Genomic DNA, 24,755 nt, shown 5'->3' with positions numbered 1-24,755 from the left:
GAGACGACGACAAAGGATCGACCGGGATGAAAGTCTTGCCGCTCAAGCGACGTTCGTTTCGTCTGCAAGCCGCCTTGGGCGCGATGCTGATTTCGAGCATCGGCATGTTGAGCACGCCCTGCTCCGCCAAGCACAAAGCGCAGACCGCCATACCCGGCGATCCGTGCACCAAGATGAGCGGCTACCTGTCGAAGCGCATCAGCGACATGAGGAGCCTGAAGACCGCGATGGAGAAAGAGCAGTCGGTTCCAGACACGCTCGCGGGCGTCTTCGATCTGATGCAAGGCAAGCCCTACATCGACCAGCCCAAGACGCAAAAGCTCGCAGAGATGCGGCGCGAGGCCAACAGCATCAGTGATGCGATGCGTGTCTCCGGCTGCACCGTCGTCGATATCGATGCGGAACTCGCCAAAGCTCCGACGCCGGTTCTTCCGACGCCGGATCGCAAGGGCAAGATCGATGCGTCAGGTCTGGAACCCAGTATCCCGGTTCGCTCCGCGCATTAACTTTTTGTTTACCCGAAGCACCTTGAATTCCCGGAGCTGTCTCTTGCACCGGGCTGACCACCGTGACTTTTCCTCGAATTCTGGTCGTGACTGGGGTGTTCGCTGCGACGGCGTCCGTCATTCCGGGCGATCTCGCGGCTCAGAGCCTTACGATCGACGAAACCGTCGCCGTTCAAACGACATGGATGAGTGGCTACATGGGCCTAGGTGGCGGGCTGGCGCGCGCGATGCCGAAGCCGTCAGAGAAGAAGCCCTCCGATAAGAAGATCGCCTCGGCTGCGCCAGAGCGCCGGGTTGTACGTCGGCCGGCTCCGCAAATCGTTCGCCGTTCCGTTCCGTCGAAAGCGCCGATCGCGCTCATCGCAGAAACGCTCGATCATACGGGCGAGAATATCGCGACGCTCGGCGCGCAGACCGCACAACAATAATCGCTTTCCTCCGCAGCCCGCTGACGAATGCGAGCGGCGGCACCCCGTCGGTGATTTTCACGCGCGACCCAAACCAACGACAGAAGAGCGACGCTGCGGCCTAGGCCGAACAGCGGAAGGCGTCCCGGCATTCTTTGCCGTATGACAGGCGTACTCTCGCGCGGCGGTCGTGCACACGATCTCGCGTCAGCTTTCCTGAAGCCGATTCAGCGCCGAGCCCCGCGCGCTCGCTCGACAACCGGGTTCACGAACTCAACGAAACAAGAGTCGTCTGACCGAAATGTAATCGCGGCGGTATTTCCTCCGCCGTTTTGCATCCTACATAACAGTCGCCGTGCGGTTTCGGCGTGGCGCACAAGGCGAAGGAGCCCCCGTCATGGATTCTCAGGAGCAACGTCTCATCGAGGATTTGTTTGCCCGCTTGCGAAGCGTAAGCAGTGGGCCGAAGGACCGGGATGCGGAACAGCTTATTCGAGATATTCTGTCTCGCTTTCCAGACGCTCCCTATTATCTGACCCAAAGCGTGCTCGTGCAGCAGCAGGCGCTGGATCGCGCCGAAGCACGGATCAAGGAGCTTGAGGCCGCGAGCGAAGATCGCAGCGCCAGCGCGTCGCGTGGTTCATCCAGTTTTCTCGGCGGTTCATCGGTGCCGCAGACAGGCGCGCAGCCCAGCTATCAGACTGGCCGCCGGTATGCGGATGCCGAAACATCGCCCAATCCTGGACGAGCCACTGAAAGCCCGTGGGCGTCGCAGCCGTCGCGCACCGGCGGCTTTCTCGGTACTGCGCTTTCGACAGCGACCGGCGTTGCAGGCGGCATGTTCATCGCGGAGAGCATTCGTAATCTTTTCGGCGGCGGCAGCTCGGCGTCGGCCAACGAAACCCAGGCCAAGCTCGATCGCGCGCAGGACGATGCACAGGACGCGCGAGACGATGCCGATCAGGCGCGGAAAGATCTCGCTGCCGACGATGCTGCGCTCGACGACATGCAGGACGAGGAGGATGACGACTGGTCCGACGATGACGGCAGCATGGACGTTTAAAAACGCCGTTTAACTTGCGCGATAGCTCGCTGGTCGCCCCCCAGCGGGCTATTGCGTCGTGTCAGCTAGCGGTCACGCTGCCGGAACTCCAAGCTTGAGCCGCGCGCTTAACACGAGACGCGACTGATGCGCGTCACACGACGAGCGACAGCTGGAGTTTCGAGAATGGGCAACGAACACGATCCCCCGACCAATCCTTTTCCGACGCAAGAGCCTGGACAGTTGCCGCCCTTGCCGCCGGAACCCAAGGAGCCGCCGCAGCCGGCACCCATTCCAACCGACGATCCCCAAAAGCCGGACGCAGAGCCGCTGCGAAAGTAGTCACTCCACAGCGTGTTCGCATTCTGAATAGCTCATGAACGTTGCTTCTTTGATCAGCGTAACAACAATTGAAGGAACAGGCAGAAACGTTTCCCGGTTTCCCTCCCGACTGCGGGTTGGTGGTACGTCACAAGGAGACGAAAATGCTGAAGTCCTCAATTGCAATTGCCGCGTTGATGATCGGCGCGCCAATGGCGTTTGCGCAGGGCGCGCCGAACGCCGACAAAGGCGGCGCTGGCGCGGGTATGTCAGACAGATCCTCGCATGAGCGTATGGGCGGAGCGTCCGGCGCAAGCGAAGGCTCGTCGGGCTCGAATTATGCGCCGGGACATGAAAAAGGCAGCGGTCCGGCCAATGAGCGAGCGCCCGGCAACCTGAAATCAGAAGGGTCCGCGCGTGAATACGCTCCCGGACGCGAGAAAGATAAGACTGGAAAGCAGTCGGAAAGCCGCTCCGATCGCGACATGCAGCGAAATCGCGCCGATCGATCTGAAAGAAGTTCAGACCGCAACGCCCGAGGCGACCGTGACTCCGATATGAGAAATAAAAATGCATCGGGAGATAGGGACCGCAAGCGTAACGAGGCGCGCGGAGAAGACCGCGGCGGCGCGTCGACCGGCACAAGTCAGGGCACGGAAGGTCGCGCAGAAGGACATCGCGGATCGATCGCGAGCGTCACAACTGAACAGCGCAGCAGAGCCCGCTCGGCGTTCAGCAGTCATCGGGTCGCGCCGGTCCGCGATCTCGGCGTAGCGGTGAATGTCGGCGTGCGACTACCGCGCACGGTGCATTTGTATCCAGTGCCGCCTGCAGTGATCGAAATCGTACCGGCATATCGCGAGTATGAGTACATCCAGATCGACGACAATCGGATCGCTATTATCGACCCCGACACTTTTGAAGTCGTCGACATCATCGTGCTGGCGTAAACTGAGCAACCGACTTTAAGAACGAGGGCTCGTGGCATTGCTGCGAGCCCTTTTGCTTGCGAGCAATTCGGCATCTCTTAAACAAGCAAATGTAAATGATGAGGAAGCGAAAGAGGAGAGGCCCAGTCCGGGGGAAGACTGAGCCTCTTCGTGATGAAGACCACCAACCGGGGGGCGCTGGCTTTTGGTGCAGGGGGATACACCACCGGTCTTCACATCCTCAACAGGCGCGTGAGCGATTTAGTTCCACCCTAAAAAGCTATAAAAACAGCGATTATTATTAAAAGATTTTCATCAGTTCACGTATCGCCGACGACGATCCGCAAGCTGCGGCTTGCGCTTGTCACATCATAGAAAAACACCCTGGCGATTGAGCCAGGGTGCCGATTTCGTTAGCGCTTTCTTTCGTCGTTCCGATGCTCGGAACCTTGTTGATGACCGGGCCGATTTTCCTGGCCACCCTGCTGCTTCTTCTGATCTTTCTCATGCTGCTTGTCGTGTTCGTGGCTCTGCTGCTGCTGACCACCACGCTGCTCGCCACCCTGCTGCTGGTGGCCCTGTTTCTGGTCATTACCCATTTGATAGTCTCCATGGTTGGGGACAGAAAAACGGGCGAGCGCTCAAAACGTTCCGAACAATGATCGACAGAAAATCGACGCGGTTCACTTATAATTTCTAACGCAATTCATATCTCCAAAGCGCAGCCTCGGCACTTCGCGGCGGCTCGTGAATTACGTTGCGCTCATCCTGAAACAACGGAGCCTCATCATGCTGATACTCTACTATTCGCCGGGCGCGTGCAGCCTGGCCAGCCACATCGCATTGCATGAGGCGGGTGAAAAATTCGATCTCGCGAAAGTCGATCTCAAAACGCATACACTCGAGGACGGACGTTCGTTCAAGGATATCAATCCGAAGGGCTATGTCCCGGCCTTACAGTTCGACAATGGCGACGTGCTTACGGAAAACGTCGCCATTTTGACGAAGATTGCGGATCGCCATTCAACGCTCGCCGCGCCGGGCGAATACGGACGGTATCGCCTGCTCGAAATGCTGGCGTTTATCTCGAGCGAAATTCACAAATCCTTCAAGCCGCTGTTCAGCGCCAGTTCCACTGCCGAGGAAAAACAAGCGGCAAAGGACGCGATAGCGAAGCGTCTCGAGTTTCTCGCCAAGCACAAGCAGACGTCCGACACTTATCTTTTCGGAGACAACATGACGGTCGCCGATGCCTATCTTTTCGTCATGCTGCTATGGGCAGAGAAAAACGGCGTCAAAGTGCCCGACACGTTAAGAAAACTGGCGGAAGCGATGAAAGCGCGACCGACGGTTCATCTTGCATTGAAGCACGAAGGCCTCGCTGCCTGAGGCGAGACGTTCCGCGATATGATCAGCGTACAACCTTTGCGCCGTGCGAACGTGATCGCTGTTCAGATCTCTTTTACATGTGGAAACTTTCCCGGCACTGATCGGGCAGGTTGTGTGCTTGCACGTCGGAAATTCATTATCCACAGCGAGCCGCTTGCCGTAACTTTCTCGATGAGATGCGATCGCTATAATCGCGCGACGTTTTATGACTGCTGATTTCTTTCAATCTCATTCTTTTATTTATTTTGGAGGCGCTCGATGTTTGGCGGAGCCGGCCAGTTAGCGCGCAACTACAAAACATTTGAGCATACGATCAAGCTCCGGACGCGAGAGACGATCGCGAAGATCAAGCGCCAAAGAACATCAGCAACCATCATCGCGGTCACCGGAAGCAGCGCCAAGACAACGACTGTTGCTTTGCTTTCGCATATTCTCGCGGGCCATTCCAAAGTCACCTCGCAGTTTCTTTGCAACGGATACGGGCACGCCATCGACGCGTTGCTCAATCTACGCTCTGACACCCGCTACTCCGTCATCGAGCAGGGAACGAAAAAGCCGGGGCATATCCCCCAAGCGGCAAAACTGCTGAAGCCGGATCTCGCCATCATCACGCTCGTCGCCATCGAGCACTATGCCACGCTCAAATCCATCGAGGCCGTGGCACAGGAGAAATCGGCACTGGTCGAAGCCGTTCCCGACGACGGCCTTGTCGTCCTCAACTTCGATGATCCGCACGTCCGGGCCATGGCGGATCGCACGCGGGCGCGTTCGATCACTTTCGGCACGACGGGCGGCGATTATCTCGCGACGAACATTCGGATGGACGTATGCGGAGTACTCTTGCTGACGCTGACGGGCGGGGGCCACACCGTTGATCTCGAAACCCAGCTTCTCGGTGCGCACAACTGGCTGACGATCGCAGCAGCCGCGACATCTGCACTCGAACTCGGCGTCCCCGCGGAAACCGTTCGCGCCAGAATCGCCTCGTTCGCGCCCATTCACGGACGCATGAGCCCGCACACGACTCCGGATGGCACGCGAATAATTCTCGATTGCGTCAAGGCTCCCTATCACAGCATTTTCCTGCCGTTGGAGACGCTGAGTTCGATCACCGCGCCCAAGAAGCGTTTCATCCTGGGGCAGATCAGCGATTACGCAGGTAACGCCACAAAGAAGTATAGAGATGCCTACGCTGCCGCCGTCCAGGTGGCGGATGAAGTCTGCTTCGTCGGGCCGTGGGCGCATAAGGCGCGGGCGCCGCAAGCAGACATCGACAGCGGTAAGTTCCGCGCCTTCGCCAAAGTGGAAGCTCTTGCTGCTCATCTCAGAGAAACGGCGGTCAAAGACGAGGTCATCCTCGTGAAGTCCGCGAAGAATTTGCACTTGGAACGGATTCTGCTCGACCGCATCTCGGAGGTTCGTTGCTGGCCTGACGAGTGCGGCCGCAAGGCTCCATGCGAAGAATGCGGCCTCTATGACAGACCGTTCTTCGAGCACGGAGGTCAGCGCCGATACCGTGAGCAACGGCAGCGTTCGAGAAAGATCAAATCCTGGCTGAGCTCGTTCGCGTAATCGCGAAATCGTGCTGCAGGCAGATGGGCTGCGCCACGACGTCGAGAGAATCCGGCGTGATCGCTGCGCCGGTTCGCACCGGGATCGCACCCGACGAATTTCGGCCTCAGCCGAAATCCGCGAACGCCTTGAAAGACATGGTGAGCCCGGTTGGGATCGAACCAACGACCCTCTGATTAAAAGTCAGATGCTCTACCGCTGAGCTACGGGCCCCCGAAGGGGTCCGGTTACCTGCCTTTTCGCCGGAGCGCAAGTGTCGGCGCGCGCGTTGTGTAAAGATCGCTGCGTGTGGCCCGCATGGTGAGGCTTTCCGGACAGATTTACGCACCTGAGCCCGACATTTGACAGCTGCTCTGACCGAATCCGCGGGCGGAAGCGTTGCAGCGACGCCCTAGACGCCAGCGGTCTCGTGTTCTGCGGCGATATGGTCGCAGTATCAGCACGCAGTTCCGCTTAGACACTCGAACATCGTTTCCACGTGTGAGTGCTTCGAGGTTCCCGCATCGGCAGGGCGCCATAGGACTCGGCTCGGAAACATCCCGTTTCAATTACGGCGCCGCCATGCCTGACCGCCTCAAAGCCGTTCTTCTGATGTGCACGGCTGTTTCGCTGTTCTCGTGCCTCGATGCGACCGCGAAATACCTCGGCAGCTACCAGGGCATCCCGACGTCGGAAATCGTCTGGGCCCGCTTCCTCGGTCAGGCTCTGCTGATGGTGATCATCTTCGGGCCGCGCTCGGTTCCGGGATGGTTCAAAACCAAGCGCCCCGGGTTACAGCTTTTGCGCTCGCTATTCATGGTGGCGACGACGGCGTTCAATTTTCTCGCCATCCAATACCTGCGTCTCGACCAGACGATCTCGATTGCCTTTCTGGCGCCGCTTCTCGTGGCAGCGCTCGCCGGCCCGCTACTCGGCGAATACGTCGGATGGCACCGCGCGCTTGCAATCGTATCCGGATTTATCGGCGTTCTGATCGTCGTCAGGCCGGGCATCGTCGAATTTCATCCGGCATTTCTGGCATCGCTCGTGTCGATGACGGCTTATGCGCTGTTCATGATCGTGACGCGCAAACTCGCGGGTGTCGATACGCCGCTCGTCACGCTTTTCTATGCGCTGCTCGTCGGGGTGGTTGCGGGCGGATTTTTCGCCATTCCGGAATGGGTGTGGCCGGCGACGGCGTTCGATTGGCTGCTGCTGCTCGCGACCGGCGCGCTCGGCGGGCTCGGGCATTATCTTCTGATCCACGCCTATGCGCTCGCGCCTGCGTCATCCGTCTCGCCGTTCCTGTACTTCCAGCTGATGAGTATGATCGGGCTAGAGTACTTGGTGTTTGGCGACACGCCGGATCGCTGGTCGCTGATCGGGTCTAGCGTCGTCATCGCGTCGGGCATCTATCTCGTGCATCGCGAACGCATCGCGCATCGCGAGAGCAAGGATGCCGCTATGGAGCAGCAGGCCGCTTCGTGATCCGCGCCTTCGTTTCGTCGGCCCATTCGGCGAAGCGGCCGTGCGCGATCGCGTCCCGCATCGCCGCCATCAGGTCCTGGTAAAAAACGGTGTTGACCCACGACAGGATCATGGCGCCGAGAAATTCACCGGACTTGATGAGATGATGCACGTAGGCCTTCGAATAGTCGCGCGCGGCCGGGCATGAGCTCAGTTCGTCGAGCGGGCTCATGTCCTCGGCGAACTTGGCGTTGCGCATGTTGAGCGCGCCGTTCCACGTGAATGCGTATCCGTGACGGCCATTTCGCGTCGGCATCACGCAGTCGAACATATCCACGCCGAGACGGACGGACTCGATCAGGTCGAGCGGCGTGCCGACGCCCATCAGATAGCGCGGCTTGTCGGTCGGAAGCGCTGGCAGCGTTTGCCCAAGCGTCGCGATCATCGCCTCGTGGCCTTCGCCGACCGCGAGACCGCCGACGGCGTAGCCCGGGAATTCCATATCGACGAGCGCTGCCGCGGAACGGCCGCGGAGTTCGGCGTCGGTGCCGCCCTGCACGATTCCGAACAGCGCCTGCCCCGCATGCGCGCCGCCAGCGGCACGTTGCGCCTCGAAGGCGCGCTTCGAGCGTTCGGCCCAGCGCAACGATAATTCCATCGCGCGCTCGACCTCGCGGCGCTCGGCGGGCAACTCGATGCATTCGTCGAACTGCATCTGAATGTCAGCGCCGAGCAGGCACTGGATTTCGATCGAGCGCTCGGGCGACAGCATGTGACGCGAGCCGTCGAGATGCGATTGGAACGCGACACCCTCTTCCGTGATTTTGCGAATCTTGCCGAGGCTCATCACCTGGAAGCCGCCCGAGTCGGTCAGGATCGGTCCATCCCAGCGCATGAATTTGTGCAGCCCGCCGAGGCGCGCGATGCGTTCCGCGCCGGGACGCAGCATCAGATGATAGGTGTTGCCGAGGAGGATGTCGGCACCGGCGTCGCGCACCTGATCGGGATAGAGCGCCTTGACCGTCGCAACCGTTCCGACCGGCATGAAGGCCGGCGTGCGAATGACACCACGCGACGTCGTGATCTCGCCGAGACGCGCAAGGCCGTCTGTCGTCTTGAGATGGAAGGCGAAGTGTTCTGTCATCGGTCAAGTGCTAGGCTCTGCATTCGGTGGGAATAGCAGGCTGGCGTCGCCGTAGGAATAAAAGCGATAGCCAGAGTGAATGGCGTGGCCGTAGGCGGCGCGCATGGTGCCGAGGCCGGAGAAGGCCGCGACGAGCATGAACAGAGTCGAGCGCGGCAGGTGGAAGTTGGTCATCAGCGCGTCGATCGCTTTGAAGCGATAACCCGGCGTGATGAAGATCGACGTGTCGCCCGACCAGACCGGAATGCGTCCGTCGTCGCCCGCGGCGCTTTCAAGAACGCGCAGCGATGTCGTGCCGACGGCGACGATGCGGCCACCGCGTGCGCGCGTTTCGTTGAGCGCGGCGGCGGTTTCGGCGGAGATCTCGCCCCACTCGCTGTGCATCTTGTGCTCGCTGGTGTCGTCAGCCTTCACGGGAAGGAATGTGCCTGGCCCAACGTGCAGCGTCACGAAATGGCGAGAGATGCCGCGCGCCTCGAGGGCGGCGAACAGCTCGGGCGTAAAGTGCAGCCCGGCTGTCGGCGCGGCAACGGCGCCGTCATTCTTCGCGTAGACAGTTTGATAGCTCTGGCGGTCGCGATCATCGGCGCCGCGCTTCAACGCGATGTAAGGCGGCAACGGCATCACGCCGACCGCGCGGATCGCATCGTCAAGCACGCTGCCCGCATAGTCGAACGCCAGTTCGACTTCTCCCGCCTCGCCTTTCGCCGAAACGGTCGCGTCGAGCGCGCCGAGAAAGCAGCTTTCGCCCGAGTGGCCGAAATGTACGCGATCGCCGACCTCGAGACGTTTCGCGGGACGTGCGAAGGCGCGCCAGGAACTGTCTCCGACCTGCTTCGTCAGATTGAAATCGACCTTCGCCTGCACGTCGCCGCGCGTACGCACGCCCGAGAGCGCCGCCGGAATGACGCGCGTGTCGTTGAAGACGAGCGCGTCGCCCGGATTGAGCAAGCCCGGCAGATCGCGAACCGTCTTGTCGGAAAGATCGGCATCGTCGCGCGCGCAACCGCCCTTTACCGGATGCACGACCAGCAGGCGCGCCGAATCCCGCGGCTCGGCGGGACGCAGCGCGATGGCGCTATCGGGCAATTCGAAGTCGAAAAGGTCGGTGCGCATCGCGTTCGTGTCAGCCTCTACGCCATGCTCCCACGAGCGCAAGCAGCGTGACGACGAGCCAGCTTACGATCATCAGCGTACCGCCAATCGGCGTAAGCATCTGGAACGACGCGTCATCGAAGATCGTGTGATACGCGATTTGGCCGGAGAATATCGAAGCTCCCGCGAGCATCAAGGCGGCGACGGCCTGCCAAAGGCATGAGCGCGCGGTGCGCGACGCCACGGCGATCAGGGCGACGGCTCCGGCGGCATGCAGCGTCAGCATGGTCGCGGCGGTGGCCAGCGACGCACTCGGGTATTTGTGCGAAGCGGCGGCGGCGAGTGCGACGCCCGCAGCGCCGGCCAATCCTGCCCAGGCGAGAATGAGAAAAGGCGCGCCGCAAAGCGCGCCCTTGGTCGTGTCACAAGAGTCAGCCATTACGCTGCATCCGAAGCGACGCGGACGGTGATCATTTTGTCCGGGCTCGCAGGCGGCTCGCCCTTGTTGATCTTGTCGACGTTTTCCATGCCCGAGATCACCTTGCCCCAGACAGTGTACTGCTTGTCGAGGAAGCGTGCGTCGTCGAACACGATGAAGAACTGGCTGTTCGCCGAGTTCGGATTCTGTGCGCGCGCCATCGAGCAGACGCCGCGAATGTGCGGTTCGGCGTTGAACTCGGCGGGCAGGTTCGGAAGTTTCGAGCTGCCGGTGCCACGGCCTTGCGGGCAACCGGTCTGCGCCATGAAGCCGTCGATGACGCGATGGAACACGATGCCGTCATAGAAGCCTTCGCGCGCCAGCGTCTTGATGCGCTCGACATGCTTCGGCGCGAGATCGGGACGAAGCTCGATCACGACCGGACCCTTGCTGGTTTCGATCAGCAGCGTGTTCTCGGGGTCTTTGTAGTCGGCCACTTGTGGGCTCCTTTCATGATTTCGTTCTCTCTCCCCAATCCAAGCGCGGAGGAATGGGGAAAGGGAGTTTTGCTACTGGACGTAAACTTTGACCATCGTATCGGGATCCTCGACGGTGCCGGAGCCCGGCTCGCCGCGCTTGATCTTGTCGACGTTCTCCATGCCCGAGACGACCTGTCCCCAAATGGTGTACTGGCCCGTCAGACCTGCGCAGCCGCTGTCGTTGAAGCAGATGAAGAACTGGCTATTGGCGGAGTTCGGGTCCTGCGTGCGCGCCGCGCCGACCGAGCCGCGCTTGTACGGCTCCTGCGAAAATTCGGCGGGAAGATCGGGCAGCTTCGAGCCGCTCATGCCGGTGCCGGTCGGATCGCCGGTCTGGGCCATGAAGCCATCGATCACGCGATGCCACTTAAGGCCGTTGTAGAAACCTTCGCTGGCGAGCGTCTTGACGCGCTCGACGTGCTTCGGCGCGAGATCGGGCCGGAGCTTGATGACGACCTTGCCGGTCTTCAGCTCAATGACGAGATCGTCGCCTGCGGCGCGCGCAGACGTTCCGGCGAGACACGTCATCGCGAATACGGACGCGAGGGCAAGAAATAGATAGCGGGTCATGGCGCTCCTCATGATGTCTTGGAGGTTTTCCAGAGGCGGGCGGAGCCGCTCTGTCGTTGCGGCCGGCAGTGTTGCCGCCCTTATGGCGATTTGACGGCCTGATCGCAACCCTTGGACAGGGCTGCGGCGCTTGCACAGGGATTTCGGCGGGCCGGACCGTCGCTAGCGATGGGATTTCATGCCGCGCGAGCGGCTCAGCGGCGCTGCGGGCTGTGGCTCGGGTTCGACAGGTTTACGCGTGTCCTGCGGCGCGCCGTCGAACGTCACGAGAAATCGCGGCATGTCGTGAACGATGCCCGCCGGCAGAACCTGGACGCCCTCGCGCACGAGGCGGGCGAATTGCTGATCGCGATGCGGACCACGCCCGATCGCACCGCCCTTCGCGACGACGCGATGCCAAGGCACGAACTCGCGCTCGTCTTCGGACAAATGCGCAATCAGCGACTGAACGAGCGCCAAGGGCTCGCCGATCTTTTGCGCCAGCACGTCGAACGTCGTAACGCGGCCGATCGGAACGGCACGGACGAGCGTCAGCAGATCGGCTCTTTTCGACATGGCGTTGTCCGTCGTGACGTTACTTGGATTTGGCAGCCTTGGCCTTCAGCCGTTTCAAAACGTCCTTGGAGACGAACGGCGAAGGATCGCCGCCCATCGAGACGACCGCGCGCACGAGGTTGGCTGCGATGTGGCGCACGTGCGGCGACGCCGCGACGTAAACGGTCTGAATATCCGGCGCCATCTCGCCGTTCATGCCCGCCATTTGCATTTCGTAGTCGAAATCCGTGCCGTCGCGCAGGCCGCGCACGATCACGGTCGCGCGGTTGGCCTTCGCGGCATCGACGGCGAGGCCGGAAAACGTCACGACCTCGATTTTCGTTTTCGTATCGCGCACGATGGGCCGGACTTCATCCTGCAACATTGCGATGCGATCGTCGGTCGTGAACATCGGCGACTTGCCGGGATTGACGCCGATACCGATGACCAATCGATCGAGCAGGCCCGCGGCCCGACGGATGACGTCGGTGTGCCCGAGGGTCACGGGGTCGAAGGAGCCGGAATAGAAGCCGATGCGGATCATGATCGCTTGTAAGGGCGCAACCGATCCGAGATCAAGCCGTCGCCGCTTCTTTAGAGGAGGTCTTAAGCGTCCGCTTGATGAGCGCCGAGACAATCGGGCGTTTTCTCAACGCCGCCAGGAACCGGCGGCCGTCGCGGGTGCGGATCCAAGTTTCGAGCGGGGGAATGCGGTCCGTCGCACGATAATACCACTTGGCGAGTCCGAGGCTCACCAGGGCGACGGCTGCTCCGACATACAGGTCGATGAGGTAATGGCCGCCGACCGGGACGGTCGAGACGAACATGATGACGTTCAGCAAGATGCCAAGCACGCCGATGACCGGCACGCCACGCCAGGCGACTGCGAACAGGACGGCAGACGCCGCGTGATAGCTCGGAAACTCGACGATGCCGCTGAACACCATTTCGCGCGAACCGTTGCGCAGGCCTTCGATGAACTTCGGCTGCTCCCAAGGCATGACGTTGATCGCGTCGGGAAAGTCGGCGGGCGTGAAATTGAAGTGCCAATACGGCCCCATCGCGGGGAATAGGAAAAATCCGAACATCGTGATGGCGAGCGTGATGGCGGACGCGGTGATCATCACGCGCAAACGCTGGGGATCGGTCGCAGTCAAGGCAACGATCAACACGACGGGCTGCCAGAGGTTGCTGGCGTAGACATCGCACAACACGCGTGAAAGCAGCGGGTGGTCGCGGAACCAGAACGCAATCGCAACCCAGTCGACGCCCATGCGGCGATCGATTTCGGCCAACGCCGAATCCTGCAGCGGCATCGCAAAGGCAGCGAGGACGGAGCACAGCGGCGGCACAACAAGGAATGTCGCCGTCAGGATCGCGGCCATTTCCATGATCAGGGCCGGACGAAGCCAGCCGGCGCCAGTCAACGCCGCGGCGATCGCGAGCAGAATGACGAGCTGGGCTGTGAGCAGATATGGCGCGTAATGAAAGCCCATCGAGACCGACAGGACTATGAGCAGCACCGCGCAGGCTGCCATGACGATCCAGGCGAGGCGCGTCGAACGCTTCCAAAGCTCGGGAATGCCGGCGCGCAGGTACACCCACGCGACCTCCCACATCGGTTTCGGCAAAATCGCGAACGACGCAATACTCATCGGGACGGCCCCACTACTCGACCGGTGTGTTCTGCCAGAGAAGGCTGAAAGGCGCGTTAAGGCTGGCGAGGAATTTGCCGATCCGATAAAATTCAATCATTTCAGAATTCTAAACGCGCTCGGCTCTCCGGATCGCACAAACAAAAAGAGGCCCGGTTGTCGCCGGGCCTCTCAGATAAAGACTCGCGTGTCGCGCGCGCGTTCTATTTCAGCGGCACATACTCGGAACGCGATCCCAAAATGTCGGCGAGATTGAATCGATAGCCGAGGCCGACGGAGACGATGAGCGGGTCGACCGTCACGTCCGCCTTGACGCCGGTGCCCTTCCAGGAAACGTCGGTATCGAGCCAGACCTTTTTGATGTCGGCGTTGAAGTACCAGCCCTGGCCGAGTTCCACGTCGACGCCAGCCTGCAGCGCGAAGCCCCATGAGTCATCGAGCTTGATTTTGGCGCCGCCGAGATCGCTTTTGCCGCCGTCGAAATAGTGGATGTATTGCACGCCCGCGCCGAGGTACGGCTTAAAGCCGCCGACCGGATCGAAATGATATTGCAGCGTTACGATCGGGGGGAAGGTCCAGAAGCTTCCGAGATCCATGCCGTGCAGCGATCCCTTACCTTCCGCTTCGAAACGCGCGAAGCAGCAGAACAACTCCGCCGCGATGTTCTTGGTAAAGAAGTGCGTCAACGTCAGAGTCGGAAGAACTTCCGTGCTGACGTCGGCACTGGCGTTCGGATCGATATTGACCTTCGCGCTCGAGTCCGGAACGACGACGGTGCCTTGTACGCGCACCAGCGTGTCTCCGCTATAATTGCCAGCATATGCTGGCGCAGCGATCGTCGATAACCCAAGCGCAAGAAGCACGCCGATTGCTTCTTTCTGCATTTTCCAAACCCCCATTTGCTTCTCAGTCCCCACCGCGAATCGCGCGCGACTCGCCGGTCTGAGAAGCGTTATCGATGCAGCGCAGCAACGTGCCTACGATGCTGCCGCGCCGACTTCTGACGGAGATCAGACGACGGACGCGATAATTTCGCATGTGACGCTCACGCCACGAATTTTGTTGATTTCAATCAAAATCATGCGGAGGCGACCGGTCGATAAGAAACGTCTAACGAGGTCGATCGCTGCGAGCCCTGCACTATGTCGTCTTATGAAACCGCAGCGAAAATCATCGACCGCATGCTGTCAGGCGACCGTGCGAACATCCTCGCGCCTCTGCAAAAGCGTGCTCAGCTCGTGCGGCTCGGCCATCGCTATGCGGTCAGCGCGCTCGGATCGGGCTTCGTCTATATCGTCGCCCGTGGCGTCGTCTGCATCGAGACTACGGCGCAAACCGACATCCACGCCGTCACGTCGCTTCTTTATGAGGGCGACGTTCTGATCCCTGAGCTACAGGCGCCGCTGCCCGAGCTAACGCTGACGACGCAGCGGCCTTCGGAATTCTGGAAGCTGACCATGACGGCGCTCGCAGAAGAAGCCGAGCAGAACCCGCAGCTTCGCAAAGCCCTTTTCCTACTGCCGCAGGTGCAGAACGCGCGCGCCCAACTGCACATCGCGGCCATGTCCGGCTTGAATTCGGAGGAGCGGATCGCGGCGGTCCTCGTCGAGATCGGGGCGCATATCGGCATGCAGGCGGGCGGCGCGATCTCGTTCGATCTCCCGCTGACACGCTACAACATCGCCGATTATCTCGCGCTCAATCCCGATACGGTTTCACGTATCCTGTCGTCGCTCGTCAGCGACGGGATCATCGAGCGCCGCGGCCGGTTTCAAGTCTCGATCCGCAACTGGCGGGCACTCGTTGCGAAGTGCCCGCTCAGCGAAGCGATCATCCGGCTGCACGGCGCAGGCAAGCCCCTGCTTATGGGCTGACGCCTTCGCTGCCCTCGTCCGTCTCGTCCTCGGTGATGCGCTCGACGGAAACGACCTTTTCCTCGGCTTCCGTCTTGAAGATGCGCACGCCCTGGGTGTTGCGTCCGGCGATGCGGACGCCGTCCACGGGGCAACGGATCAGCTGTCCACCGTCGGTGACGAGCATGATCTGGTCTTTCTCGTCGATCGGGAAGGACGCGAGCAAACGGCCGTTGCGATCGTTGACGACCATCGCGACGATGCCCTTGCCGCCGCGACCCGACGTGCGGAACTCGAACGACGACGATCGTTTGCCGAAGCCCTTGCTCGAAACGGTCAGTACGAATTGCTCGCCCGCCTGCATCGCGGCGAAGCGTTCGGGGCTGAGCGTCACCGCCTCGGCGCTGACTTCCTCGGCGTCGGCCTCCGCGACGGGTTCGGCGTCTTCGGTTTCTTCCGAGCGACGCAGAGCGCTCGCCTGTTTCAGGTAGGCGGCGCGTTCTTCGGCGGACGCCTCGAAGTGATCGAGGATGGCCATCGAGATGACTTCGTCGCCGTCGCCGAGCCGGATGCCGCGAACGCCGGTCGAGTCTCGCCCCTTGAACAGGCGGATTTCATCGCTGATGAGGAAGCGGACGCACTGTCCGTCGGCGCTGGTCAGCAGCACATCCTGATCGGGCTTGGCGATCCCGACCTGCACGATGCTGTCGCCTTCGTCGAGCTTCATCGCGATCTTGCCGTTGCGATTGATGCTCTCGAAGTCGGCGAGCGCGTTGCGCCGGACATTGCCGGAGCGTGTCGCGAAGATCAGCTCAAGCTCGCTCCAGGTCGAGGAATCCTCCGGCAGCGGCAGGATCGACGTGATGACCTCGTCCTGCGCGAGCGGCAGCAGGTTGACGAGCGCTTTGCCGGGCGACTGCGGCGACGCCGGCGGCAAGCGCCAGACTTTCATGCGATAGCACATGCCGCGTGACGAGAAGAACAGCACCGGCGTATGCGTCGACGTCACGAACAGCTGCGTGACGAAATCCTCGTCGCGCGTCGACATGCCGGAGCGGCCCTTGCCGCCACGACGCTGTGCGCGATAGGTCGCGAGCGGCACGCGCTTGATGTAGCCCTTGTGGCTGACGGTGACGACGCAATCCTCGCGCTGGATGAGATCCTCGTCTTCGACCTCGCCTTCGATGTCGACGATTTCGGTTTTGCGCGGAGTCGCGAACTCGTCCTTGATCGCCTGCAGCTCGCCCTTGACGATATCGACGACGCGGGCGCGCGAGGCGAGAATTGCGAGATATTCGCGGATTTCATTGGCGATTTTGTTCAACTCGTCCGCGATCTCGTCACGGCCGAGAGCCGTCAGGCGGGCAAGACGCAGTTCGAGGATGGCCTTCGCCTGCTCTTCCGAAAGCCGGTAGGTTCCAGTCGCCGACACCTTGTGGCGCGGATCGGCAATCAGCTCGATCAGCGGCACCATATCCTTTGCCGGCCAGTCGCGCGCCATCAGCTGCTCTTTGGCTTCGGCGGGCGAGGCGGAAAAGCGGATGAGCTTGATTACCTCGTCGATGTTGGCGACGGCGATCGCCAAGCCGACCAACACGTGAGCGCGATCGCGCGCCTTGTTCAGCAGGTGCTTGATGCGACGCGTGACGACGTCCTGCCGGAAGCTCGTGAAGGCCGAGATAAAATCCTTCAGCGTCAGGCTTTCCGGACGGCCGCCGTTGATCGCCAGCATGTTGGCGCCGAACGTCGTCTGCAGGTCGGAATACTTGTAGAGGTTATTCAGAACGACATCGGCGACCGCATCACGCTTCAGCTCGATGACGATGCGAATGCCTTCGCGGTTCGATTCATCCCAGAGATCGGAGATGCCTTCGATCTTCTTGTCGCGCACGAGATCGGCGATCTTTTCGATCAGCGAGCGCTTGTTCACCTGATAGGGAATTTCGGTGACGACGAGGGCTTCGCGATCCTTGCGGATGTGCTCGACGGTCACGCGGGCGCGCATGATGATCGAGCCGCGGCCCTTGTGATAGGCTGAGAGAATGCCGCCGCGGCCGAGAATGAGTCCGGCCGTCGGGAAATCCGGACCCTGGATGATCTGCGAAAGCTCGTCGATGCCGATCTCGGGATTGTCGAGGTCGGCGATGCAGGCGTCGATGACCTCGCCGAGGTTGTGCGGCGGAATGTTCGTCGCCATGCCGACCGCGATGCCGCCTGCACCGTTGACGAGCAGGTTTGGAAATTTGGCGGGCAGAACCGACGGCTCCTGAATGGTGCCGTCGTAGTTGTCGCGATAGTCGACCGTATCGTTGTCGAGATCGTCGAGCAGGAAGCTCGCGACCTTGGCGAGACGCGATTCCGTGTAGCGTTCGGCCGCCGGAGGGTCGCCGTCGATCGAGCCGAAGTTGCCCTGCCCATCGACGAGCGGCACGCGCATCGAGAAATCCTGCGCGAGACGCACGAGCGCGTCGTAGATCGCGAGGTTGCCGTGCGGGTGATACTTGCCCATCACTTCGCCGACGATGCGCGCCGACTTGACATACTTCTTGTTCCAGTCGAGCCCGAGCTCGTTCATCGCGAACAGGATGCGGCGGTGCACCGGCTTCAGACCGTCGCGGACATCGGGCAACGCGCGCGAGATGATGACGCTCATCGCGTAGTCGAGGTACGACTTCTTCATCTCGTCTGAAATGGAGACGGGGCGGATGTCGCTCGGCTCGCGGCCAGCCGGTCTTTCGTCGTCGCTATTGTCGGTCAAAGTCTCAACTTTCTTGGAGGCAGATCGCGGCTGCAGCGCGGACGTTCGGCTGGCGCGGGATAATGCTGGATACCATATCGGAAAGCGCGCCGGAAAGCTATCGGCGCGGCGACGTGACGCGAAAACTCATTGGAAAAAATCACCTTCAAATTCAATATGTTATTGGATGCTCCTTGCACGCGGCGCGGTGTGTTGGTGACTTCATCCCGACACAGTCCGAGACTATTTGCTCAACCGTGCAGATTCGGGATTTTCGTGGGTCCCGATCGAACCGGCGGCGCGGCGCCGACGAGCCCCGCGCATCACTTGAAAAGGAACTCTCAATGAGCCCAAGACTCTTCGCTCTCGCCTTCCTCACGCTATCCGCCGGAACGCTTCCGGCGCTCGCCGACGACGTCTTCCTCACCGAGCAAAAGTCGACGGAATATCTCGCGAAGGACCGCCTCATCGGCGTCAACGTCCATAACGGCGACGGCAAGGTGATCGGCGATATCGAAGATCTCATCGTCGACGGCGACAACAAAGTCATCGGCGCGATCATCGGCGTCGGCGGGCTTCTTGGCGTCGGCGAGAAGAAGGTGGCTGTCAGCCTGCCGTCGCTCAACATCGAAGCGGCGGAGAAAGGCATCGTCATCACGTTGCCGACAGCGACGAAGGAAGCGCTGACCGCCGCTCCGGCGTATAAGCGCGCCAATCCGCCGAAGGGCTGGCTGCAGCGCGCCGCCGAGAAGGGCGAAGAAATTCGCGACAAGTCCGGCCCCGCTTACGAGAAAGCAAAAGAGGCCGCGAAGGAAGCCTACGAGTCGGCGAAGGAAAAGGCTGGCCCGGCGCTCGAGAAGGCCAAGCAGGAGGCTCAGGACGCGCTCGCCAAGGCGAAGGAGGCCGCGCAGCCAGCTCAAACTCCGGCCGAAGCTCCCAAGAACTGACGCGCATACACACGAATTATCGTTGTGGTCTCCACGTTTACCCCGGTGCGGAACGGCACCGGGGTTTTTTGCGTTTTTCTTTCATCCAGCATTACCGCAACCGTGCGGCGGATGCAGTCGATGAAGGAAACGCCAAATGCATATGGTTTTGATTGCCGCCGCGCTGGTTCTTTCAGCGGCATTCTCGCAAGCTGCATTCGCGGCCGACCAAACGTCCGGCGAACAGCTGTTCAATAACAATTGCCGTACCTGTCACTCGTGGAAGGAAGGCGATAACCGGCTCGGACCAAACCTGCACAAAGTCGTCGGGCGAAAATCCGGCGCGGTCGAAGGCTTCGCCTATTCGCAGTCGATGAAGCAGGCGAACCTGACCTGGGACGAGGCGACACTCGACAAGTTCATCGCGAGCCCGGACAGCGTCGTGCAGAACAACAACATGAAGCCGTTCAACGGCATTACCGACGCCGCCACACGCAAGCAGATCATCGAGTTTTTGAAGTCGAAGTGACGGGGGGAGCGCTGCCGATTGGCGGTCTCCGCCGCGCTTAGCGCCCATAATTGAGCTATGTCCGCGAAGGCGTTCGTGTAGCTCATGTCGTCGCCTGGTAGCGGCTTTCACTGAACTGACTTGCGTGTGCTCGCAATCGCCTCTCGTCGCGTGGATGGCCGCCTCCGCGGCCATGACGTGAAGTGGGCAGGACTTCGGCAAAGCAGGCGGCCGGGTCCAGGTGCGTCGCCATTTTTGATAGTGGGCTACGACGGCACCGGGACGTTAATTCAGCCAAGCTTTGGCAGTAGACGCCTCCCGGCCGTTTCGGCTACGCATGGCCGCCCAGAAGTACGGAGGGTGAGCGTGGCGTCGGGCGGTTCGAGATCAGTCGTTCTGATTGCACTGGGGTGCAACTTCGGAATTGCGGCCGCGAAGTTCGTCGCGGCGGCCTGGACGTTGTCGTCCGCGATGCTTTCGGAAGCCATTCACTCGCTCGTCGATACGGCCAATCAGGGATTGCTCCTGTTCGGCATTGCGCGCGCCAAGCTCCCGGCGGACGAGCAGCATCCGTTCGGCTACGGCAAGGAAATCTACTTCTGGAGCTTCATCGTCGCGATGGTTCTGTTCTCGCTCGGCGCGGGCGTGGCCATCTACGAAGGCGTGCTGAAAATCCTCGATCCGCACCCGTTGCAGAACGTGGAAGTTCTTTACGCGGTCCTCGCCGTGGCGATGGCTCTGGAGGGTTACTCACTCTTCAAAGCGGTGCGCGAGTTCAATGCGCGGCCGGAGGCGCGGCACGGATTCGTCGAAGCGTTGCGCCGCTCGAAAGACCCGAGCCTGTTCGCGATCGTGCTTGAAGACATGGCTGCGATGCTCGGCCTGACGATCGCTCTCCTCGGCACGCTCGTCGCGCATCTCGGCGGTTTCGACAAAGCCGATGGCGTCGCGTCGATCCTGATCGGTCTGCTGCTTGCGGGCGTCGCGGCGTTCATGTCGATCGAGATCAAATCGTTGATCGTCGGCGAGGCGGCGTCACGCGTCGTGCAAGCGGGCATTCGCGAGATCGTGACCGGCGAGATTGGTGCAGGAAAGCCTATTCGCAAGATCAACGATCTTCGCACGATGCATCTCGGCCCGCACGACGTGCTTGTCACGGCAAGCGTCGATTTTCAGGACGGCATCAGCGCGCGAACGGTGGAAGACGCGACGGGGCGTTTGCAGGCTGCGATCAAATCGCGATTTCCAGAAGTGCGCCACCTGTTCATCGAAGGGCAGTCGGAGGAGACATTCAAGCCCGCATCGGTGACGCTGCATTAAAACGAGGTGATTGCACCACATTCGTCATTCTCGAACGGCCAAGCCTGCGAAGGCCGTTCGAGACTCCAGCATAAAATGTGCCGAAGGTTCGATTTTGTGTCTGCGACGAGTCTGGTGCTGGATCCCCGGCCTTATCTTTATTTGGCGCTTGGCGACTCGCGTTCCGCGAGCCGGCCGCCAAGCGCGCTATTGCACAAGCGCAAACTAAAATGGAATTTCGTCGTCGAGGGCTTTGTCGAAGCCGCCTTTGGAGCCGCCGCCGCCGGACTTCGATGACACCCGGCGCGGCTCGCTTGAGCCAAAGCCGCCGTCGTTCCCGTAATCAGGTCCGCTTTCCTGCATGCCAACGGAAGAACCACGTCCGCCGGATGCGCCATCGAGCATCGTCAGCGTGCCGTTGAATCCCTGCAGCACGACTTCGGTCGAGTATTTCTCGGCGCCCGATTGATCGGTCCATTTGCGCGTCTGTAGCGCGCCTTCGATGTAAAGCTTCGAGCCCTTCTTCACGTACTGCTCGACGACCTTGCACAGCGGCTCGCTAAAAATGACGACGCGATGCCACTCGGTCTTTTCCTTGCGCTCGCCCGTCTGCTTGTCGCGCCACGTCTCGCTCGTCGCCAGGCTAAGGTTGGCGATCGGACGCCCGTCCTGCGTGCGGCGAATTTCGGGGTCCTTGCCGACGTTGCCGACGAGAATGACCTTATTGACCGAACCTGCCATTCGCAGTCTCCTTGAAACATGTTTGAACTTCAGACGCGGATTGCGTCATCGGCCGGTTCATCTCGGACTGATCTGACATGAACGCGGCGGCATCTTAGTTGTATCGGCGGCAGCACCGCAGAATCTCCAACCGACATTAGAGGCTAGGGCTTCGGGCTTCCTCAGATCATTTGCCGTTGTCCACGCTTTCCATGCCGATCATGTTCTCTTTATGTTCTAATATAGGGAGGCAGCTGCAACAGCGCAAGGGAAATCCGAACCGAGTGACGGCGGTCGCCCTGGTGGCGCTTGACTGGCGGATGCCATGGTCTAAGGCGATGGTTTGTTTCTCACGCGCGGCTGCCGCGCACCACCGGAGCACCAAAGCCGCAGATGGCTTACTATAATTGTCTGAAATGCCCGGGATATTGCTGCTCGTATCCGGTCATCGCGCTCAACAAACGCGACGTGGAGCGCCTCGCGAAATATTTCAAGGTGACGTTCAATACGGCCAAGAAGCGCTACACGCGCGAAGGCCACGGGCACAAATATTTGATGCGCCGCAAGGGCGACAAGCATTACGGCCGCATCTGCCAGTTCTTCGATACGAAAGAGCGCCGCTGCACGATTTATCACGGGCGCCCGCGCGCTTGCCGTGAGTATCCGGGCCACGGGCGCTGCGGCTACTATGACTTCCTGATGCACGAGCGCCGCTGCCAGGACGACGACACGTTCGTCGCCATCACCAATCACAAGGATTGAGTTTCGGTTTTGCGCTGACGGGACTGCGCTTCGTCGAGTTCGCGCTCTGACCCGCTGGAGATCCAGAGGGTAATTTCTGGACCGTCAGCGAATATCAGCCGTCGCGGTGACGTTCCCGGTCGCTCGTGCGTCGACGCGCGAGAAGATTTTTCAAAGTGACCGCGCTCAGAGCCTCATGCATCTCACTTCGGCCAGTTCAACCGGCATCACCCAAAATTAAACCCCGCCGCATCCTCGGATGCGCGCGGGGTTCGTTTTTACCTTCGATGGTGTGCCCAGACTAAAACCGGGCTTTTGAAGCGAGGCTCTGGCTCACCTTCACGGCAGCCGCCCTCGTGCGATAGATCCAAATTGTGAACGTGACAGCTGTCATGAGCGCGGCCAAAGTCTCGAGAGCGCCCGTCAAGCTGCTGACCTCGTGAACGTCAATCCTCGAGGTCCCGTTAAATGATCCGGTGGAGTCATCTCCCTCCTCGATTGTTTCGCCGTGTCACGCTTACCGCCTTTTTCATCCGGCGCACGGGACATTACAAACCACGTGCGCCGAACAACTCGCCATCACGAACGCTGCTCATCGACCCCATCGGCCGAGATGCCTTTGCGATCATTGGCGACAGCAGCACCGTCACCACTTAAATCTGTGCCTCAAATGCGGTGTCGTCAAGACGTCATATGCGTGATTGCGATCAAAAATATTTAACGTTCGCACATCGTGCGTATGCGGCGCATTTAACTTTCCGGAACTGAAAATAGACAACGTTCGAAACGCGAGCATTCGATGAGCGAATTGCATACGACTGGCAGTTGCCTTTGCAGGGGCGTGATTTTCGAAGTTGTCGGCACGCTCAGTCCGGTGCTTGCGTGTCATTGCTCGCAATGTGCGAAAACAAGCGGAAACTTCGCAGCAATGACATCTTGTCCGCGCGAGAATTTGAAAATTTTTTCCGACGAAACACTGCGCTGGTTTCGATCGTCAGAAGCCGTCGAGCGCGGTTTCTGCAATCGTTGCGGCGGCAATCTGTTTTGGAAGCAAACCGGAAGCAGCGATATCTACATCACCGCAGGCACGCTCGATAAGCCGACCGGCCTCAAAATCAGCGAGCACATCTTCATTGCGTCGAAGTCAGACTATTACGAGCTGAGTGACGGTCTTCCGCAGAAGGACGAATGGTGACGCGCACGGCGAGGCGAATTCAAATCGCGCGCCGCCGTGCGCTATCGCTACGCTACTTGATCGGGCACGCTTTATCGCACGGCACGTTTTCGCTCTTCTCGACAGAGCCGCGGAAAATCGACACCGTTTCACGCACGCATTGTCCGCCCGACTGTACGACGCGGACGATGTTGTCGCCGGATTTTGCCTGGCAAAGAACCGACATGTCTTGCGCCACCTCAAACGGCTGCTGATCGTCGCCCGCAGTCTCCGCTGCGAGTGCTTGCGGCACGATCAGGTCGAGCAAGCTCGCGGTGTGCGAGGTCAACGGCTTCGGCAGGCGATCGAATGCGATCCATTCGTAATTGACCTGGCCGCGAGGTCCGTTGACACGGATCGAGATGTCACCGGTCTTCGGGCAGCTTCCGACCTCGACGCGCGCGGAGCCCTGCGTAACGAGCGCGCGATAATCGATCTTGCAGCCGAAATTCTTCTCCAGCAGCGCCGCCTGTGCGAGACGATGATCGACCTGGTTGAACGGCACGTCGTTCTTCCAGGAGAAGTAGAGATTGCGCGCCGTCGGGACGGCGGCCGCGACCGAAACGGCAAGCACCAGCAGCTTGACGAGCGTCAGCGTGCGGTTCACCGGATGCGCGGGGTGCGAAATGTTCAGCAGAGACGGAGCGTCGCTCATTCCAGTGCCCTCATTGATAACAAGCCCGCAAAAGTTTCCGAAACCCATAGGATGGCGTCAAGGCTGAATGGCGTCGTTTTGCTGACAGCCGTGTGAACGGGTGTCGGAGCGAACACCGTTCGTGATGGTGGGTGTGGATCGCGTCCCTCTCCGCTTGGAATTTGCAGTTCGTGTCCGCATTCCCACAGACTGCGCGCTGCCGCTCGACGCACTATTCTTCTCCCCTCCCCTTCACGGGGAGGGGTTGGGGGTGGGGTGGAGGACCAGGCGAACTGTTGGCGAAAATTCGCGGGTAGCGCGTAAAGGCAGCCGTCCGGGGCGGCGGAAGGAGTCGCGGTCGTTCCAACGCATAACGCCTGGCGCGTTACCCCCACCCCTGCCCCCCTCCCCGCAAGGGGGAGGGGAATTAGCGGCGGTTCGCTCTGCCTTGTTGCGTCGCGAAACCCGCATGCAACCGGCGGTGCCTTAAGCTGCCCCTCACCCTAACCCTCTCCCCGTGAAGGACGGGGAGAGGGGATTTGCCTGCAGGGGTCTCC

The 24,755-nt window shown here is 60.6% G+C and carries 26 protein-coding genes and 1 tRNA gene; 14 read left to right on the top strand and 13 right to left on the bottom strand.

From position 1 onward, the window contains the following. Positions 1–26 precede the first annotated feature (26 nt). The 7 genes from HYPGJ_RS03140 to HYPGJ_RS03105 all read left to right on the top strand — a co-directional run bounded on the left by HYPGJ_RS03140 (position 27) and on the right by HYPGJ_RS03105 (position 6,166). Positions 27–506: a hypothetical protein gene (locus tag HYPGJ_RS03140; RefSeq protein ID WP_046845878.1), complete on the top strand. Its 480-nt coding sequence runs from the start codon at positions 27–29 to the stop codon at positions 504–506. Between the two features lie 86 nt (positions 507–592). Then, positions 593–934, top strand: coding sequence for a hypothetical protein (locus tag HYPGJ_RS03135; protein ID WP_244465995.1), 342 nt, complete (start codon positions 593–595; stop codon positions 932–934). A 376-nt stretch (positions 935–1,310) separates the two neighbouring features. After that, positions 1,311–1,976 carry a DUF2076 domain-containing protein gene (locus tag HYPGJ_RS03130; RefSeq protein WP_046845876.1) on the top strand — a complete coding sequence of 222 codons (666 nt, stop codon included), beginning with the start codon at positions 1,311–1,313 and terminating at the stop codon, positions 1,974–1,976. A gap of 464 nt (positions 1,977–2,440) precedes the next feature. After that, a complete protein-coding gene (locus HYPGJ_RS03120) occupies positions 2,441–3,226 on the top strand; it encodes a DUF1236 domain-containing protein (RefSeq protein ID WP_046846661.1) in 786 nt (261 codons plus the stop codon). A 434-nt stretch (positions 3,227–3,660) separates the two neighbouring features. Beyond that, positions 3,661–3,867 (top strand): hypothetical protein, encoded by a 207-nt coding sequence (locus HYPGJ_RS03115; protein ID WP_143440478.1) that lies wholly within the window; start codon positions 3,661–3,663, stop codon positions 3,865–3,867. Between the two features lie 85 nt (positions 3,868–3,952). Further along, the gene (locus HYPGJ_RS03110; RefSeq protein ID WP_348270890.1) at positions 3,953–4,594 is read left to right on the top strand and encodes a glutathione binding-like protein; all 642 of its coding nucleotides are present in this window, start codon (positions 3,953–3,955) and stop codon (positions 4,592–4,594) included. A 258-nt stretch (positions 4,595–4,852) separates the two neighbouring features. Continuing rightward, positions 4,853–6,166, top strand: coding sequence for a Mur ligase family protein (locus HYPGJ_RS03105; RefSeq protein ID WP_046845873.1), 1,314 nt, complete (start codon positions 4,853–4,855; stop codon positions 6,164–6,166). A 138-nt stretch (positions 6,167–6,304) separates the two neighbouring features. Here the strand turns inward: HYPGJ_RS03105 and HYPGJ_RS03100 are convergent. Next, positions 6,305–6,379 (bottom strand) — tRNA-Lys (locus tag HYPGJ_RS03100). Positions 6,380–6,727: 348 nt separating this feature from the next. Between HYPGJ_RS03100 and HYPGJ_RS03095 the strand changes: the two genes are divergently transcribed. After that, the gene (locus HYPGJ_RS03095; RefSeq protein ID WP_046845872.1) at positions 6,728–7,633 is read left to right on the top strand and encodes a DMT family transporter; all 906 of its coding nucleotides are present in this window, start codon (positions 6,728–6,730) and stop codon (positions 7,631–7,633) included. On the opposite strand, the gene tgt is transcribed toward HYPGJ_RS03095, so the two are convergent. The 9 genes from tgt to HYPGJ_RS03050 form a co-directional block, all read right to left on the bottom strand. Further along, positions 7,608–8,756 carry a tRNA guanosine(34) transglycosylase Tgt gene (gene tgt / locus HYPGJ_RS03090; RefSeq protein ID WP_046845871.1) on the bottom strand — a complete coding sequence of 383 codons (1,149 nt, stop codon included), beginning with the start codon at positions 8,754–8,756 and terminating at the stop codon, positions 7,608–7,610. The genes HYPGJ_RS03095 and tgt overlap by 26 nt on opposite strands. A gap of 3 nt (positions 8,757–8,759) precedes the next feature. After that, positions 8,760–9,872: a tRNA preQ1(34) S-adenosylmethionine ribosyltransferase-isomerase QueA gene (gene queA, locus HYPGJ_RS03085; RefSeq protein ID WP_046845870.1), complete on the bottom strand. Its 1,113-nt coding sequence runs from the start codon at positions 9,870–9,872 to the stop codon at positions 8,760–8,762. Positions 9,873–9,882: 10 nt separating this feature from the next. After that, a complete protein-coding gene (locus HYPGJ_RS03080; RefSeq protein WP_046845869.1) occupies positions 9,883–10,290 on the bottom strand; it encodes a DUF423 domain-containing protein in 408 nt (135 codons plus the stop codon). Continuing rightward, complete coding sequence (locus HYPGJ_RS03075) at positions 10,290–10,766, bottom strand: peptidylprolyl isomerase (protein WP_046845868.1); 477 nt, start codon at positions 10,764–10,766, stop codon at positions 10,290–10,292. Before HYPGJ_RS03075 ends, HYPGJ_RS03080 begins: the two co-directional genes overlap by 1 nt. Positions 10,767–10,838: 72 nt before the next feature. Continuing rightward, entirely contained in the window at positions 10,839–11,378 is a 540-nt protein-coding gene (locus tag HYPGJ_RS03070) for a peptidylprolyl isomerase (RefSeq protein WP_046845867.1), read from the bottom strand. A 162-nt stretch (positions 11,379–11,540) separates the two neighbouring features. After that, positions 11,541–11,933, bottom strand: a complete 393-nt coding sequence (locus tag HYPGJ_RS03065; protein ID WP_046845866.1) for an MGMT family protein — start codon at positions 11,931–11,933, stop codon at positions 11,541–11,543. A 19-nt stretch (positions 11,934–11,952) separates the two neighbouring features. After that, a complete protein-coding gene (gene coaD, locus HYPGJ_RS03060; RefSeq protein ID WP_013216132.1) occupies positions 11,953–12,456 on the bottom strand; it encodes a pantetheine-phosphate adenylyltransferase in 504 nt (167 codons plus the stop codon). A 31-nt stretch (positions 12,457–12,487) separates the two neighbouring features. Next, the gene (locus tag HYPGJ_RS03055; RefSeq protein ID WP_046845865.1) at positions 12,488–13,567 is read right to left on the bottom strand and encodes a phosphatase PAP2 family protein; all 1,080 of its coding nucleotides are present in this window, start codon (positions 13,565–13,567) and stop codon (positions 12,488–12,490) included. Between the two features lie 203 nt (positions 13,568–13,770). Next, the gene (locus HYPGJ_RS03050) at positions 13,771–14,451 is read right to left on the bottom strand and encodes an OmpW family outer membrane protein (protein WP_046846659.1); all 681 of its coding nucleotides are present in this window, start codon (positions 14,449–14,451) and stop codon (positions 13,771–13,773) included. 258 nt (positions 14,452–14,709) lie between these two features. Between HYPGJ_RS03050 and HYPGJ_RS03045 the strand changes: the two genes are divergently transcribed. After that, the gene (locus HYPGJ_RS03045) at positions 14,710–15,441 is read left to right on the top strand and encodes a Crp/Fnr family transcriptional regulator (RefSeq protein WP_046845864.1); all 732 of its coding nucleotides are present in this window, start codon (positions 14,710–14,712) and stop codon (positions 15,439–15,441) included. On the opposite strand, the gene gyrA is transcribed toward HYPGJ_RS03045, so the two are convergent. Next, positions 15,431–18,178 carry a DNA gyrase subunit A gene (gyrA, locus tag HYPGJ_RS03040; RefSeq protein WP_046845863.1) on the bottom strand — a complete coding sequence of 916 codons (2,748 nt, stop codon included), beginning with the start codon at positions 18,176–18,178 and terminating at the stop codon, positions 15,431–15,433. The genes HYPGJ_RS03045 and gyrA overlap by 11 nt on opposite strands. Positions 18,179–18,501: 323 nt before the next feature. On the opposite strand from gyrA, the gene HYPGJ_RS03035 reads away from it, so the two are divergent. From HYPGJ_RS03035 to HYPGJ_RS03025, 3 genes are all read left to right on the top strand, one after another. Continuing rightward, positions 18,502–19,104, top strand: coding sequence for a PRC-barrel domain-containing protein (locus HYPGJ_RS03035; protein WP_052750835.1), 603 nt, complete (start codon positions 18,502–18,504; stop codon positions 19,102–19,104). A 136-nt stretch (positions 19,105–19,240) separates the two neighbouring features. After that, positions 19,241–19,612 (top strand): c-type cytochrome, encoded by a 372-nt coding sequence (locus tag HYPGJ_RS03030; RefSeq protein ID WP_046845862.1) that lies wholly within the window; start codon positions 19,241–19,243, stop codon positions 19,610–19,612. Positions 19,613–19,951: 339 nt separating this feature from the next. After that, on the top strand, positions 19,952–20,911 hold the full coding sequence (locus HYPGJ_RS03025; protein ID WP_244465994.1) for a cation diffusion facilitator family transporter: 960 nt from the start codon (positions 19,952–19,954) through the stop codon (positions 20,909–20,911). A gap of 204 nt (positions 20,912–21,115) precedes the next feature. On the opposite strand, the gene HYPGJ_RS03020 is transcribed toward HYPGJ_RS03025, so the two are convergent. After that, complete coding sequence (locus tag HYPGJ_RS03020) at positions 21,116–21,631, bottom strand: single-stranded DNA-binding protein (RefSeq protein WP_046845861.1); 516 nt, start codon at positions 21,629–21,631, stop codon at positions 21,116–21,118. Between the two features lie 372 nt (positions 21,632–22,003). Here HYPGJ_RS03020 and HYPGJ_RS03015 point away from each other — a divergent pair, with 372 nt between their 5' ends. Together HYPGJ_RS03015 and HYPGJ_RS03010 are read left to right on the top strand one after the other, a co-directional pair. Then, complete coding sequence (locus HYPGJ_RS03015) at positions 22,004–22,372, top strand: YkgJ family cysteine cluster protein (RefSeq protein WP_046845860.1); 369 nt, start codon at positions 22,004–22,006, stop codon at positions 22,370–22,372. Positions 22,373–23,150: 778 nt separating this feature from the next. Continuing rightward, positions 23,151–23,546: a GFA family protein gene (locus tag HYPGJ_RS03010; RefSeq protein ID WP_046845859.1), complete on the top strand. Its 396-nt coding sequence runs from the start codon at positions 23,151–23,153 to the stop codon at positions 23,544–23,546. A 52-nt stretch (positions 23,547–23,598) separates the two neighbouring features. Here HYPGJ_RS03010 and HYPGJ_RS03005 read toward each other — a convergent pair whose 3' ends face one another. Continuing rightward, positions 23,599–24,219, bottom strand: a complete 621-nt coding sequence (locus HYPGJ_RS03005) for a hypothetical protein (protein WP_046845858.1) — start codon at positions 24,217–24,219, stop codon at positions 23,599–23,601. Between the last annotated feature and the right edge of the window lie 536 nt (positions 24,220–24,755).

Source organism: Hyphomicrobium sp. GJ21 (assembly GCF_001006785.1).
Classification (GTDB): domain Bacteria; phylum Pseudomonadota; class Alphaproteobacteria; order Rhizobiales; family Hyphomicrobiaceae; genus Hyphomicrobium_B.
The sequence above is the reverse complement of the archived record's forward strand: the minus strand, read 5'-3'. Positions and strand labels throughout refer to the sequence as shown.